Raw genomic sequence first — 13,909 nt, forward strand, 5'->3', positions numbered from 1 at the left:
TCGCCCGCGCAAGCGGGCGATCCAGTACGCCCAGCGTCTGCAGGCCGATACCGGCGCTTGTGCGTACTGGATGCCCCGCTTTCGCGGGGCATGACGGCGTGGAGTGAAAACGCACAGCATGCCCGCCCTCCTCGCCCTCGAGAACATCTCCAAACGCTTCGGCGCCGTGGTCGTGGCCGACGGCATCGATCTGTCGATCGATGAAGGCGAAGCGCTCGGCATTCTCGGCCCCAACGGCGCCGGCAAGACGACTTTGTTCGGCATGGCGACCGGCACGGTGCGGCCCGATGCCGGCCGCGTGCTGTTCGATGGCCAGGACATCACGCACGCCTCGCCCGGTCATCGCTGCCGCCTCGGGCTGGCACGCTCGTTCCAGATTCCACAGCCTTTCTCGGGCATGACCGTGTTCGAGAACGTCGTCGTCGCCGCCGCCTTCGGCAACAACGAGCGCGAGAAGGCGGTGTACGCGCGCTGCGCCGACCTGCTCCTGCGCTGCGGCCTTGCCGACAAGGCCAACAAGCCGGCCGGCGGCCTGACATTGCTCGACCGCAAGCGGCTGGAGTTCGCGCGGGCGCTCGCGACCAAGCCGCGCGTGCTGCTGCTCGACGAAGTCGCCGGCGGCCTGACCGAACACGAATGCACGACGCTGGTCTCGCTGATCAAGGACGTGCGCGCGAGCGGCGTCGCCATCGTCTGGATCGAGCACGTGGTGCACGCACTGCTCGCCACCATCGACCGTCTCGTCGTGCTGCACGGCGGCAAGCTCATCGCGCAAGGCGATCCGCAGACGGTGATCAAAAGCCCGCAAGTGGCCGAGATTTACATGGGGATCGAAGCCGATGCGTAGTTCCCCGTCATTCCGGGACGGCCCGAAGGGCCGGACCCGGAATCCAGAAACGAGCTCCGAGCCCATCTCTGGATTCCGGGTTCACGCGCTACGCGCGTGCCCCGGACTGACAGAGAGGTGCGGCCATGCCTGAGCCCCTCCTCCAGGTAGACGCCATCGATGCCTTCTACGGCGACTTCCAAGCTCTGTTCGGCGTGTCGCTCAGCGTCGAAACCGGGCAAGTCGTGGCGGTGATCGGCGCCAACGGCGCCGGCAAGAGCACGCTCCTGAAAAGCATCGCCGGCCTCATGCCCCCGCGGCATGGAGAAATCGTCTTCGACGGCCATAACGTCGCCGGAGCGCCTGCCTTCGACGTGGTGAAGCGCGGCATCGCGCTGGTGCCGGAAGGCCGGCGGCTGTTTCCCTCGCTCAGCGTCGAAGAGAACCTCCTGATCGGCGGCCAGTCGAAACGGCCGGGGCCGTGGAGCTTACAGCGCATCTATGCGCTCTTTCCGGTGCTCGCCGAGCGGCGGCATTTGCCGGCGACCTCGCTCTCGGGCGGACAACAGCAGATGTGCGCCATCGGCCGCGCTCTGATGTCCAATCCGCGGCTGCTGTTGTGCGACGAGATCAGCCTCGGTCTTGCGCCGATCATCGTGCGCGACATCTATGCGCGCCTGCCCGACATCGTCGGCGAAGGACTGTCGGTCGTCATCGTCGAGCAGGACATCGTGCAGGCGCTGCGCGCGGCGTCGCAGGTCTATTGCCTGCAGGAAGGCCGCGTCGCGCTCGAAGGCGCGGCAAAGTCGCTGACGCGCGAGCGCATCTCCGCCGCGTATTTCGGGGTGTGAGGGGATGATGAAACGCATTCATGCCTATCCGCCGTCATGGCCGGGCCTGTCCCGGCCATCCACGCCTTTCTTTTTGGGTGGACCGAAAAACGTGGATGCCCGGCACAGGGCCGGGCATGACGGAGCAAGCGGCACCGTATCGACATGACCCTTTGGCTCAACATCATCCTGCAAGGCGTGCTGGTCGGCGGGCTCTACGCCATGTTCGCCGCCGGGCTGTCACTCATCTTCGGCGTCATGCGCCTCGTCAACATCGCCCACGGCGACCTGATCGTGCTCGCCGCCTATATCGCGCTGATGGTGACCACCGGGCTCGGCATCAATCCGCTGCTCGCGCTCGTCATCGTCGTGCCGGTGATGGCGCTGATCGGCTACGGCCTGCAACGCGGCCTCCTGAACCGCACACTCGGCGACGATTTGCTGCCGCCGCTGCTCGTCACCTTCGGCCTGTCGATCATCATCCAGAATGGGCTGCTCGAACTGTTCACCGCCGACAGCCGCAAGCTGCAAGCCGGCCCCATCGAAGTGCAGTCTTTCCAGGCGCTGCCCGGCGTCTGGATCGGCGCGCTGCCACTGATCCAGTTCGTGCTCGCCATCGCGGTGATCGCCGGCCTGCAGTGGCTGTTCTATCGCACGGCCCTCGGCCGCGCCTTCCGCGCCACCTCCGACGACCAGGCGGTGGCGCAACTGATGGGGCTCGATACGCGTCACGTCTTCGCGATGGCGATGGCGCTGTCGCTCGCCGTGGTCGCCATCGCGGGCGTATTCCTCGCGGTACGCGCCAACTTCGATCCGTCGATCGGCCCGGCCCGGCTCATCTTCGGCTTCGAGGCGGTCATCATCGGCGGCCTCGGCAGCCTGTGGGGCACGCTGATCGGCGGCATCATTCTCGGTGTCGCACAAGCGATCGGCGCGCAAATCGACCCTGGCTGGCAATTGCTCGCCGGACACATCGCCTTCCTCGCCATCCTGGCCTTCCGGCCGCAGGGCTTCTTTCCGAAGGTGTCGCATTGACCAAGGTTCAGCACGCGACTCGTTCGAGCCAGATCGGCGTTACGCTGATTGCGCTGGCGCTCGTCGCGCTCGTTGCCGCGCCGGCCTGGGGCGACCGCAATACGCTGCGGCTCTTGGCCGAGATGTTCACCTATCTCGCGCTGGCAAGCTTGTGGAATCTACTCGCCGGCTACGCGGGCCTGGTCTCGGTCGGCCAGCAGGCGTTCGTCGGCTTCGGCGGCTATCTCCTCTTCGCGCTGGCGATGCTGTTCGGCGTGCATCCGATCCTCGCCATTTTCATCGCGGGTCCGGCGGCGGCGCTGGTCGCCGTGCCGTTGGCGCTGTTGATCTTCCGGCTGCGTGGCGCCTACTTTGCCATCGGCACCTGGGTGGTGGCGGAGGTCTTCCGTCTGCTCGCCTCGCAGATATCGGTCCTCGGCGGCGGCTCCGGCGTCAGCCTTCCCGCGGCTATCATCCTTTCGATCGCGCCGACACGGCAAATGCGCGAGTTCGAGATTTACTGGCTCGCGCTCGGCCTCGCCGTCGTCGTGCTCGCCGCCATGGTGGCGCTGCTGCGCTCGCGCCACGGCCTCGCGCTGACCGCCGTTCGCGACAACGAGCTCGCGGCGCGCAGCAACGGCATCGATGTCACCCGGCTGAAACTTGCGGTCTATGTGCTGACCGCCGCCGGCACCGCCATGACCGGCGCGCTTATCTTTCTCATGAAGCTGCGCATCTCCCCGGACACCGCCTTTAGCGTCAACGACTGGACCGCCTTCGTCATCTTCATCGTGGTGATCGGCGGCATCGGTCGCATCGAGGGCCCGGTCATCGGCACCGTGATCTTCTTCTTGATGCGGCAGACGTTGGCCGACCTCGGCAGCCTCTATCTTTTGATCATGGGCGCGGTGGCGATCGTCGTCATGTTGTGGGCGCCGAAAGGGCTCTGGGGCCTCGTCGCCGAGCGCTTCGGTTGGCAGGCGCTGCCGCTGCAGCGTCGCCTGATCCTCACGCCCGATAAGTTGGAGGCAAAATCATGAGCCCGATCATCGATATCTATTGCCATATCTATCCGGATCGCTTCTTTCAGGAGATGAGCAAAGTCGCGCCTAACCTCACCAATATCGGTAAGAGGCTGCGCGGCATACCGAAGCTGTTCGACCTCGACGCGCGCTTCAGAGAGATGGATCAGTTCGGTGACTATCGGCAGATCATCTCGCTGCCCAACCCCGCGATCGAGGACATCGCGCCGCCGCATCTGGGCATCGACCTCGCGCGGATCGCCAATGACGCGATGGCCGACATGTGCCGCAAGCATCCCGAGCGCTTTCCGACCTTCGCGGCGGCGCTGTGCCTGACCGACATCGAAGGCTCAGTCGCCGAGGCAAAGCGCGCCATCAACGATCTCGGCGCGCGCGGCGTGCTGATCTACACCAATATCGCCGGTGAGCCGCTCGACGATCCGAAATTCGATCCGATCTTCAAGGCGGTCGCCGAACTCGACGCGGTCGTCTGGCTGCACCCGGTCGGGACTGCGTCGATGCCGGACTATCCGGCGGAGAAGAAGTCGCGCTTCGAGATGTGGTGGTGCTTCCACTGGCCCTATGAAACGTCGGTCGCGATGGTGCGGATGGTATTCTGCGGGCTGCTCGACCGCTATCCGCAGCTCAAGATCGTAACGCACCATCTCGGCGGCATGATCCCTTACTACGACGGCCGTGTAGGCAAAGGCCTCGAAGTGCTTGGTCAGCGCACCTCCGACGAGGATTATTCGCAGATCCTGCCGTCGCTGAAGCGGCCGCATATGGCGTATCTGCACGACTTCTATGCCGACACCGCCATGTTCGGTGGCGGCGTCAATGCAATCCGGTGCGGTTACGAGTTCTTCGGCGCCGATAAGGTCGTGTTCGCGACCGACACGCCGCTCGGGCCGATCGCCCCGACAATCGATACTGTCAGGAACCTTGGATTGACGGCGGCTGACGAACGAAAAGTGTTCTGCGGCAATGCCGAGAAGCTTTTAAATATGAAGTTCGGCTAAGCGATGCATTCGGGATGGCCGGGCTTGCGTCCTCGCAGCCGTTCCGGCCATCAATTTTTCAAAGACGTGGATGCCTATGATGTGCATGCCCGGCACGAGGCCGGGCAGGACGGGACATAAGCTTCGTCGGAAGTGTTAGTGCTTCTTCTTTTTCACGTCGCCCGCGCCGGTGATGCCCGGATTGAAGGACGGCGGATCGCTGGCGGGGAAGCTCTCGTCGGAGTTCACCACCACCTCGTCCTCCTGCTTCTTGATCCGTTCGCGTTCCTTTTCCGCCTTCTTTTCAAGCGGCTTTTCGTGCTCGGCCGTATGGCCACGATTGTCGGTCATCCAACTCTCCCGTTTCCGCGCGGCCGAGGGCCGCGTGCCTCCGTTGGTTCATTAGGGAAACGTCTGGTCGGCGGCGAGGTTCCGCGCCGCGGATATCAGGCGGCTGCCGGCGTTTTGACGCACACCTTGAGGTCGGCCACGAACTGCCGGTACTGCGCGCGCTTGTCCGCCTCATCCTCGATGCGCAGAATGTATGACGGATGGATGGTCGCGAGCATGCGGCCGCCGTCGGCCAGATCGATCAGGCGCCCGCGGATCTTGTTGATGGGCAGCGGATGCCCGGACACGCTGCGCACGGCCGTCGCTCCCAGCGCCACCAAGATGCTCGGCTTCACCAGCTTTCGTTCGGCGTCGAGCCACCAATGGCATTGATCGATTTCGTGGGCATTCGGCCGCTTGTGCAGGCGGCGCTTGCCACGGGGCTCGAACTTGAAATGCTTCACGGCATTGGTGATGAAGATCTCGCCGCGCGAAATGCCGGCATCGTCCAACGCCGCCTGCAGCACGCGGCCCGCCGGCCCGACGAAGGGATGCCCCTGTTTGTCCTCCTGGTCGCCCGGCTGTTCGCCCACCATCAGGATGCGCGCCCGCGCCGGCCCCTCGCCGGAGACGACCTGCGTGGCATTCTTGTAAAGCGGGCAGCGCGTGCAGGCGGCCTCCGCCGTGCGCAACGCTTTCAATGACCGGATATCGGGCGCCTGCTCATCCATGGCCCGGCAACGGATCGGCCCCGCTCCATGTTCCTTAACCGATCAAAGATCTTGCCTTATCCACTCGTCCTGCACGTCGGCGCACCAGTTGCCGACATTCCATTGGCCCCAGGCGCCCAAACCGGCGAGCTCGTCCGGTCCGCTGTAGATCTTCACATGAACGACGGACAATCCGTCATGATCGCGCGCCGCCTTGAGCGCGGCGCGCAGGCTTTCAGCGTTGCTGCCGCCGCATACCGCCAGGACACCGGAAACCGCGGCGGCGAGCTGGACGTAGTTCACCGCGACACTGTCGTTGGTACGGAATTCCGCGTCGTACTGGGCCCGCTGCAAGCCGGTGATCGCCGCCATGCGGCGGTTGTCGAAGATGACGATCATGCCGCGCACGCGATGTTCGACGGCGTCGATCAGCACCTGCGGGTTCATCATGAAGGAGCCGTCGCCGGTGAAGGCGATGGCATAGCGCGGGTTGTCGGCCAGCGCCGCGCCGACCAGCGCGCTCACCGCGAACCCCATATAGGAGGCGCCGGTCTCCGTGAAGGTATCGCCCGTCCTGTCGTCCTCGACGATCTGGAAGCCGTTGGCCTGCACGTCGCCGGCATCGAAGAACTTGGCGGCGCCGATCGCCTTGGCGAAATCGGCCACGATCTTGATCGCGGCCGGCTGCGTCAGCACCGGCTTCTGCCACACGTCATCGCGCAGCGGTTCGCATTCGAACCGCATGCGCTTGTAGATGGCCCATTCCTGCTTCTTGGCCACGCAGGACTCGAGCCATTCATCCTTGTTGTTGTTGGCCTTGGCGGCTTCGAGCTTCGCCGCCAGGCGTTCGGCCACCGCGCCGATATCGCCGACCAGCGCCACCGTGTTGTTGTAATGCAGCGCGTCGGCGAGGTCGCCATTGATATTGATGACGGCCTTCGCCTTCTTGTAGCCGATGCCTGAGCAATCGGCCTGACATACCGCGCGCGAACCGATGACGATCAGCAAGTCGGCCTCGTTCATGGCGTAGTTGCCGCTGATCGAGCCCTTCGAGCCGCCGACATGCATGTTCTGCGGATGCGCGTCCGGCAGCACGCCGGTCGAGCCTGGCGAGAGCACCACCGCCGCGCCCGCCGCCTCCGCCAGCCGCGTCACGGCGGCGTCGTGGCCGCGCGTGCCGCCCCCCGCCTTGATCGCGACCCTCTCGGCCTTTGCAACCATCGCAACGGCTGCATCGAGCGCAACGTCGTCCGCCGGTGCCAGCTTAGGCAGGTCGGGCCGGCCCGGCAGCGCGGCGAGGTTGACCGTAAGCTCGGCGGGCTGGGTGTTCAGCGGCAACAGCAGATAGAACGGCCCCGCGCGGTAAGGATGATTGACGCAGATCGCGCCGCGCCGCAGCGCATCGCGCAGCCCCTCTGGCGTATGCAGCACGTAAGACTGACCCAACACCGCGGTGAGCCGGCCGAACAGGCCTTGCTCTTCCTTCGGCACCTGCTGCATGTTGTAGCCTTCGCCGTACGTCGTCTCGTCGCCGTAGATGTGGTAGACGCCGACGCCGTTCGAGGCGGCGGCGAGCGAGCCGGCGAAGGCCTGCAAAGCCCCCGGGCCGATCGAGGCCACCACCGCGCAGAGTTCCCCATACTGCCAGCGCAGCGCCGTGGCCGCATGCGCCATCTCCACTTCGTTGCGGCAATTGATGGTGCGGGTAACGCCTTCCTCTTCATAGATGCGCAGAACGTTGCCGAGATCGGTCGAGCCGTGGCCGAAAATCGCAAAGTATTTGGAGACGCCCTGCTTCAACAGGCCGAGCACAAGCGCTTCCGACAAAGTGGTCTCGACGAGCTTCGAGACAGCGCCGTCGGCCAATGCCTGTTCGATGCCGCCAGCGGCACGCAGCGCACGTGCGCGTTCACGCATCTGGCGTTCGACTTCGCTCCGAGGGCTGCGCGTCAGCATGGCGTCTCCTTAGGCGTCAATTCAGTTTGGCCGCTGCGGTCTTCAGAATCGGATCCCAGCGCCCGATGTCGTTCTTGAGACGCTCGGCGAGCGGGCCCGGACCGCGATCGGCCTTCGGCGGCACCGTACCGCCAAGCTCCTGCAGCCGCTTGGCCACTGCCGGATCGTCGAGCGCTTTGTCGAGGGCAGCGACGAGCTTGTCGGCAACCGGCTTCGGCAGCCCCTTCGGCGCGAACACGCCGCTCCAGACGTTGATGCTGTAGTCGGGAATGCCCGCCTCCTTGGCCGACGGCACATCCGGCAGCGCCGGCGAGCGCGTGTCGCCGGACACGACGTAGGCTTTCAACGAACCGCCTTTGACCGCGCCCATGACGCTGACGACCTGCTCGCAGAAGAAGTCGACATGACCGCCAATGACATCATTGAGCGCCGGGCCCGTGCCGCGATAGGCAACCTGGCTCGGTTTGGCACCAACCACCGAATTGAACAGCATGCACGCCATGTGCGACGAGGCGCCGACGCCGCCATGCGCCTGCTTCACGCTCTCGCCATTTTTCTTAAGGTAGTCGACAAACTCCTTCAGGTTATTCGCCGGAATATCCTTCTTGGATACGATAGCGGCCGGTGCATAGGCCGTGACCCCGATCGGCGTGAAGTCTTTGGTCGAGTCATATTTCAGATTGGGATAGAGCGCCGGCGCCGAAACGTGCGAGCCCATGCTGGCGGCGAGCAATGTGTAACCGTCGGCGTGCGCTTCCGCGACGCGCCCGGTACCGATGGTGCCGCCGGCGCCGCCGACATTCTCGACGACGATCGATTGTCCGAGTGCCCTGCTCATGCCGTCGGCGACGATGCGCGCCACCACGTCACTCGGGCCTCCCGCCGGATAGGGCACGACCATCATGATGGGACGTGTCGGATAGTCCTCGGCCAGCGCCGGCGCAACAGCAAGCGCGAGAGCCGTCAGTACAGCCGCAGCGTAGGTCTTCTTCACGGCATCCTCCTCCCTAAAGTTTGTTTTGGTTTTAGGCAGTTCACTCGGAACCAGAGGCTTTCTCCGATCGTGCGGCTTCTACTCGGCCGCTTGCATTTGCGCTTCGCGCTTCTCCTTCTCGCGGATGGCGGCCAGCACCTTCTCCGGCGTCGCCGGCAGGGCGGTGATGCGGACGCCAACCGCGTCGTAAATCGCGTTCATGATGGCGGGAATGGTCGGCACCATCGCCGGCTCGCCGATGCCTTTGACGCCGAGCGGTCCGATCGGGTCCGGCTCCTCGACGATGATGGAATTGACGCGCGGCACGTCGAGCGACGTCGGCAGGATGTATTTGGCGAAACCGGGCGTCGTCGTGCGGCCTTTGTCGAGCTGATAGTCCTCCATCAGGCCCTGGCCGAGCGCCTGCACGACGCCGCCCTCGATCTGGCCTTCGACGCCCTGCGGATTGACGGCCCGGCCGACGTCGTGCGCGGCCCACACGCCGAGCACCTGCACCTCGCCGGTGACCGTGTCGACTTCGACCTCCGCAACCTGCGCGCCGAATACGTAAGCCTGCCAAGGCCGCCCGGATCCATCGCCGCCTTTGCCGTCGGCGATGCCGGTCGTATCGGTACCGAAGGTGGCGGAGCCGACCGGCACCACGCCTTTGCCTTTGGCCCTATGCACCGCCTCGCCCATGCTGATGCGGTGATTGGTGTTCTCGGCCCAGATTTCGCCGTTGCCGGTGTGGATCGTGTCGGCCGGCACGTCCCAGATAGCGGCCATCACCTCGACCAGCCGCTTCTTCGCCTCGCGCGACGCCAGCGCCACCGCGCTGCCGATCATGTAAGTCTGGCGTGTGGCGCCGGCATGTGCCGCTTCCGGCGCGCGTGCCGTGTCGTTGTCGCCGATCACCACATGCTCGGGCTTCACGCCCATCTCCTGGGCGGCGATCTGCGCCAGCACGGTGAGGATGCCTTCGCCGATCTCAGTGACGCCGGTGACGACCTTGGCCGAACCGCCATCGTCGATTTCAGCCCAGGCGGCGGCGCGGTCCACCGTCGCCGTCCGCGCGATCCCGTACCAGCTCGCCGCCATGCCGCGTCCGCGTTTACGGGCCATTATTCCGCCGCCTCTTGTTTGTCGTGCGCCGCGAAGCGCGCGCCGAGCGATACAGCCGGGCGCACATCGCTGCGGCCGAGATCGCTGCGCGCACCGCCGCGCACCGCCGGCACGCCCTGCTCCCAGCCGCTGCCCTGCTCGAGCGCGTCGAGCACGCGCGTGAGGCTCACTTTGCCGAGCCTCTGTTTGGTGTGCGTCGTGCCCCCGTCCTGAAAGGCGTTGATGCGGCGGATGACGAACGGATCGAGGCCAAGCCGCTCGGCCGCCATATCGAGCGTGCTTTCGGTGGCGAACTGCGTCTGCAGCGCGCCGAAGGAACGGAAGGCGCCGGACGGCGTGTTGTTGGTGTAGATGCCGTAGGTATCGACCCGCACATTCGGGATCGCATAGGGGCCGGCGCCGAGAATCGCCGCCTTGCGCATCACGCCTTCGGTCGACAGCCCGTAAGCGCCGCCGTCGCAGATCATGGTCAGGTGCGAGGCGAGGATGCGGCCCTCGCGGGTGAAGCCCATGCGCAAGGTGGTGCGCGAGGGATGGCGCTTCGCGGTCGACGCCATCGATTCTTCCCGCGTGAACACCAGCCGCACCGGGCGATCGGTTTTCATCGCCAGCAGGGCCAACATGCCCTGATAGATCATGTCCTCTTTGCCGCCGAAGCCACCGCCCACCGGGCTCATGATGAAGCGGACTTTGGAGATCGGCTTGGCGATGATCTTCGCCAGCATGTGACGGTGGTGCGTGATGTTCTGGCTCGGCGACACCACCGTGACGACGCCGTCATGGTCGACGTAAGCGAGCCCCGCCTCCGGTTCGAGATAGGCGTGCTCGATGGCCTGGGTCGAATAGTTCTCCTCCAGCACCAAATCGGCGGCCGCGAAGCCGGCCTCGACATCGCCGACCCGGATCGGGATGTGCTTGGTGATGTTGTCTGGCGCGTAATCGTGCAGCACGGGCGCGCCCGATCGCATAGCTTCGTCGGCATCGAATACGGCGGGCAACAGCTCATAGACGACCTTGATGGCAGCCACCGCGCGGCGCGCCGTCACCGGATCTTCCGCCGCCACGGCGGCGACCGCTTCACCGACATAACGCACCTTGCCGCGCGCCATGACCGGTTGATCGTGCACGAACACACCGAAACCGTCCTCGCCCGGCACATCGGCGCAGGTGATGACGCCTTCGACGCCGTCCATGGCCTCGGCGGCTGATGTGTCGATCAAGAGGATTCGCGCGTGCGCATGCGGCGAGCGCAGCACCTGCACATGCAGCATGCCCGGCATGATCATGTCGCCGGCATAACGGAGCTTACCCGACACCTTGCTCGGCGCATCGATGCGGCGCACGTTCTTGCCGATGAAATCGCCTTCGGCATGCTCCTGCTCCGACAGCGCCGTCGCCGGCAGACGGCCGTTCTGTACATCGCGCGCCAGCTCGACGGCGTCGAATATCTTCTGGTAGCCGGTGCAGCGGCAGATATTGCCGCCGAGCCGCTCCTTGATCTCCTCGCGGTCGGCGAACGGATTGGCGCGCAACGCCGCGGTCGCCGCCATCACCATGCCGGGGATGCAATAGCCGCATTGGCTGGCGCCCGCTTTGTGGAATGCCTTCTGCAGCACGCTCAATTCGCCGCCACGGGCCAGACCTTCGACCGTCTCGATCGCGGTGCCTTGCGCCTTGGCGACCGGCAGCAGGCAGGATTTCATCAGCACGCCGTCGACGAACACCGAGCAGGTGCCGCATTCGCCCGCGCCACAGCCTTCCTTGTTGCCGGTGAGATTGAGATCGTCGCGCAGGAAATCGAGCAGCCGTTGATGCGGCTTGGCGCTCCGCGCAACCTTGCGGCCGTTGATCGTCGCTTTGATCTGAAGGTCAGGCATAAGTGGTCTCGAAGTCTTGCGGCAGCGCGGTTGGATCGGCACCAGCGCGCTTGGCAGCGTTGATCAGGCCACGCATCAGGAAACCGCGCACGACGTCGCGGCGATATTCCTGCCGCGTGCGCGACTGGACGACGTCCAGCGGCATGTCGGCGACTTCCTCGAGCTTCGCGGACGACAGCCGGACGCCGCGCAACGCCTGTTCGATCTCAGTCAGGCGCCGCGGCGCCGGACACACGCCTGCAATGGCGAGACGGACGTCTTCAAACACGCGACCGGCGGCGTCGAGTTTGACGAGCACGGCGAGGCAGACGGTGGAGATGACCAGCGAGCGGCGATGACCGACCTTCTCGAAGCTGCCGCCGTAACCCGGCAGCGCATCGCAAACGATGGCCGTGACCAGTTCCCCTTCCTGCAATGCGGTCTTGCCGGGGCCGAGCGTGAACTCGCGCAACGCCAAGCTGCGTCTGCCGTTCGCCGTTGCGAGTTCGACGGCCGCATCATGCGCGATCAGGCACGGTATCAGGTCCGCGGCCGGCGATGCATTGACGATATTGCCGCCGACCGTGGCGTGGGCGCGGATTTGGTCGTCGGCGAACCACACCGCGCAGCGCGGCATTGCCGGCATCGTGCGGCCGAGCACGGCGTCATCGAGGAACCGTTGCACCGGCGTCGCCGCGCCGAGCCGCACATGCGCGCCATCGGCGCGGCGTTCGTTCAGCTCCGGAATCTTGGAAACATCGATCAGCACCGGAATTTCGACATCGCCCGCCCGCCCCTCGCGGGCCCAGGGCAGCGTGTCGGTGCAACCGGCGACCACGCGGTAGCGGCCGCGATGGCGTTCCATTGCCGCAAAGGCATCGCTTAGCGTTGCCGGCGTGATGTATTCGTCGCAGATGAGCATGTGTGCTCCTCTTCATCCCTCCCCTGAAAAGGGAGGGTCGGCGAGCGAAGCGAGCCGGGGTGGGGTCACTTCAACGGACCCCCACCCGGTCGCCTGCGGCGACCACCCTCCCCCACAAGCGGGGGAGGATAAGAAGAACCTACTCCGCCGCTTCCTTTTGCGCGGCGCCCATCTTCGCCTTCACCACCACCTTGATCGCATCTTCGACACGATCCTTGGCATAGCGGATCGCTGTCGGCAGATCGTCGAGGTCGAAGGTGTGCGTATGGATGAGCGTCGCGTCAAAGCGCTTCTGGCGCATATAGGCCTCGGCGCGGTGCGTGGCGCTCTTGCCTTCGCCGCGGATGCCGTAGACGTAGATGTTGTTGCGCACGATATGCGCCACGTCGACCGGCACTTCCTCATGCGCGAAGGCCGCGAGGCAGACCTTGCCGCCGCGGTTGACCATGCGCACCGCGTCGTTGACGGCGCTGGTCGCCGCCGAGCATTCGACCACGTAGTCGACGCCCTTGCCGCCGTTGAGCTTCTTCACTTCGGCGACCACGTCCGGCGTCTTGCGGATGTTGATTACCGCATCGGCGCCGAGCTGCTTGCCGATTTCGAGCCGGTTGTCGCGCGTGCCGGTGAGAATGACGGGCTGCGCGCCGAGCGCCTTGGCCACGGCCACGGCCATCAGACCGATCGGGCCCGGGCCGGTGACGACCACGCTCTCGCCGGCGACCAAGCCACCGAGCTCGGTCAGCGCGTACATCGCCGTGCCGGCGGTGACGACGAGCGTGCCCTCTTCGTCGGTCATCTCGTCTTCGAGCGAGACCAGGGTGTTGATGTTGTTGACCTGATACTCACAGAAGCCGCCGTCGGTGGTGAAGCCGTTGGCGCGATGGCCCTTGTCGACGTCGCCGTAATTGAGCCCGTAGTTGTGGCACGAGGTGTACATGCCCTCGCGGCAGCGCTTGCACTGGCCGCAACCGGCGTGAATCTCGACGGCCACGCGCTGACCGATATTGTATTCATCAACGCCCGGCCCGAGCGCCACCACCGTGCCCATGTATTCATGACCGGGGGTGAAGTCTTTGTTGAAGGGCAGCCCGCCCTGAATCGACGCCGGCGGGCCGTGGTAGATGATCTCGAGATCGGTAGCGCAGATCGCCACCGCGTCGATGCGCACCAGCACCTCGGCCTTCTTCGGCACCGGCACCGGCTTTTCCTTGAACACGAGTTCCCCCGGACCGCCTAGCACCCAGGCGCGCTGGCTTTCCGGAACAGGGAATTCGTTATGATTGGTCTTTACGCCTTGGGGTGCGTACATAATTCCTCCGACGTCGCCCTTCGATCACGTCAATCCGCGAG

At 65.3% G+C, this 13,909-nt stretch carries 13 protein-coding genes; 5 read left to right on the forward strand and 8 right to left on the reverse strand.

Annotation, left to right across the window (positions count from 1 at the left end; all coding sequences use genetic code 11):
• Positions 1-118 precede the first annotated feature (118 nt).
• The 5 genes from DW352_RS12705 (at position 119) to DW352_RS12725 (ending at position 4,711) form a co-directional block, all read left to right on the forward strand.
• Positions 119-847, forward strand: coding sequence for an ABC transporter ATP-binding protein (locus tag DW352_RS12705; protein ID WP_115691675.1), 729 nt, complete (start codon positions 119-121; stop codon positions 845-847).
• Between the two features lie 125 nt (positions 848-972).
• Positions 973-1,677, forward strand: coding sequence for an ABC transporter ATP-binding protein (locus tag DW352_RS12710; protein WP_115691676.1), 705 nt, complete (start codon positions 973-975; stop codon positions 1,675-1,677).
• A gap of 144 nt (positions 1,678-1,821) precedes the next feature.
• Complete coding sequence (locus DW352_RS12715) at positions 1,822-2,691, forward strand: branched-chain amino acid ABC transporter permease (protein WP_115691677.1); 870 nt, start codon at positions 1,822-1,824, stop codon at positions 2,689-2,691.
• Complete coding sequence (locus tag DW352_RS12720; RefSeq protein ID WP_115691678.1) at positions 2,688-3,710, forward strand: branched-chain amino acid ABC transporter permease; 1,023 nt, start codon at positions 2,688-2,690, stop codon at positions 3,708-3,710. The genes DW352_RS12715 and DW352_RS12720 overlap by 4 nt, the downstream gene beginning before the upstream one ends.
• Positions 3,707-4,711 (forward strand): amidohydrolase family protein, encoded by a 1,005-nt coding sequence (locus DW352_RS12725; RefSeq protein ID WP_115691679.1) that lies wholly within the window; start codon positions 3,707-3,709, stop codon positions 4,709-4,711. Before DW352_RS12720 ends, DW352_RS12725 begins: the two co-directional genes overlap by 4 nt.
• A 135-nt stretch (positions 4,712-4,846) precedes the next feature.
• On the opposite strand, the gene DW352_RS12730 is transcribed toward DW352_RS12725, so the two are convergent.
• The 8 genes from DW352_RS12730 to DW352_RS12760 all read right to left on the reverse strand — a co-directional run bounded on the left by DW352_RS12730 (position 4,847) and on the right by DW352_RS12760 (position 13,868).
• On the reverse strand, positions 4,847-5,041 hold the full coding sequence (locus tag DW352_RS12730) for a hypothetical protein (RefSeq protein ID WP_115691680.1): 195 nt from the start codon (positions 5,039-5,041) through the stop codon (positions 4,847-4,849).
• Between the two features lie 95 nt (positions 5,042-5,136).
• Positions 5,137-5,751, reverse strand: coding sequence for a UdgX family uracil-DNA binding protein (locus tag DW352_RS12735; protein ID WP_115691681.1), 615 nt, complete (start codon positions 5,749-5,751; stop codon positions 5,137-5,139).
• Positions 5,752-5,793: 42 nt separating this feature from the next.
• Positions 5,794-7,686 carry a thiamine pyrophosphate-binding protein gene (locus DW352_RS12740; RefSeq protein WP_210209975.1) on the reverse strand — a complete coding sequence of 631 codons (1,893 nt, stop codon included), beginning with the start codon at positions 7,684-7,686 and terminating at the stop codon, positions 5,794-5,796.
• Between the two features lie 16 nt (positions 7,687-7,702).
• Positions 7,703-8,680, reverse strand: coding sequence for a Bug family tripartite tricarboxylate transporter substrate binding protein (locus tag DW352_RS12745; protein WP_162826930.1), 978 nt, complete (start codon positions 8,678-8,680; stop codon positions 7,703-7,705).
• 78 nt (positions 8,681-8,758) lie between these two features.
• Complete coding sequence (locus DW352_RS27490; protein WP_281011469.1) at positions 8,759-9,781, reverse strand: xanthine dehydrogenase family protein molybdopterin-binding subunit; 1,023 nt, start codon at positions 9,779-9,781, stop codon at positions 8,759-8,761.
• Positions 9,781-11,658, reverse strand: coding sequence for a molybdopterin-dependent oxidoreductase (locus DW352_RS27495; RefSeq protein WP_170153523.1), 1,878 nt, complete (start codon positions 11,656-11,658; stop codon positions 9,781-9,783). The genes DW352_RS27490 and DW352_RS27495 overlap by 1 nt, the downstream gene beginning before the upstream one ends.
• On the reverse strand, positions 11,651-12,559 hold the full coding sequence (locus tag DW352_RS12755; protein ID WP_115691682.1) for an FAD binding domain-containing protein: 909 nt from the start codon (positions 12,557-12,559) through the stop codon (positions 11,651-11,653). The genes DW352_RS27495 and DW352_RS12755 overlap by 8 nt, the downstream gene beginning before the upstream one ends.
• A gap of 139 nt (positions 12,560-12,698) precedes the next feature.
• Positions 12,699-13,868, reverse strand: coding sequence for a zinc-dependent alcohol dehydrogenase (locus DW352_RS12760; protein WP_115691683.1), 1,170 nt, complete (start codon positions 13,866-13,868; stop codon positions 12,699-12,701).
• Positions 13,869-13,909: the final 41 nt, after the last annotated feature.

This window comes from Pseudolabrys taiwanensis (assembly GCF_003367395.1).
Taxonomy (GTDB): Bacteria; Pseudomonadota; Alphaproteobacteria; order Rhizobiales; family Xanthobacteraceae; genus Pseudolabrys; species Pseudolabrys taiwanensis.

Excerpts from the sequence above, each read along its gene's own strand:
- DW352_RS12705 (WP_115691675.1), top strand. The coding sequence starts at position 119 with ATGCCCGCCCTCCTCGCCCTCGAGAACATCTCCAAACGCTTCGGCGCC.
- DW352_RS12710 (WP_115691676.1), top strand. The coding sequence starts at position 973 with ATGCCTGAGCCCCTCCTCCAGGTAGACGCCATCGATGCCTTCTACGGC.
- DW352_RS12715 (WP_115691677.1), top strand. The coding sequence starts at position 1,822 with ATGACCCTTTGGCTCAACATCATCCTGCAAGGCGTGCTGGTCGGCGGG.
- DW352_RS12725 (WP_115691679.1), top strand. The coding sequence starts at position 3,707 with ATGAGCCCGATCATCGATATCTATTGCCATATCTATCCGGATCGCTTC.
- DW352_RS12730 (WP_115691680.1), bottom strand. The coding sequence starts at position 5,041 with ATGACCGACAATCGTGGCCATACGGCCGAGCACGAAAAGCCGCTTGAA.
- DW352_RS12735 (WP_115691681.1), bottom strand. The coding sequence starts at position 5,751 with ATGGATGAGCAGGCGCCCGATATCCGGTCATTGAAAGCGTTGCGCACG.
- DW352_RS12740 (WP_210209975.1), bottom strand. The coding sequence starts at position 7,686 with ATGCTGACGCGCAGCCCTCGGAGCGAAGTCGAACGCCAGATGCGTGAA.
- DW352_RS27490 (WP_281011469.1), bottom strand. The coding sequence starts at position 9,781 with ATGGCCCGTAAACGCGGACGCGGCATGGCGGCGAGCTGGTACGGGATC.
- DW352_RS27495 (WP_170153523.1), bottom strand. The coding sequence starts at position 11,658 with ATGCCTGACCTTCAGATCAAAGCGACGATCAACGGCCGCAAGGTTGCG.
- DW352_RS12755 (WP_115691682.1), bottom strand. The coding sequence starts at position 12,559 with ATGCTCATCTGCGACGAATACATCACGCCGGCAACGCTAAGCGATGCC.
- DW352_RS12760 (WP_115691683.1), bottom strand. The coding sequence starts at position 13,868 with ATGTACGCACCCCAAGGCGTAAAGACCAATCATAACGAATTCCCTGTT.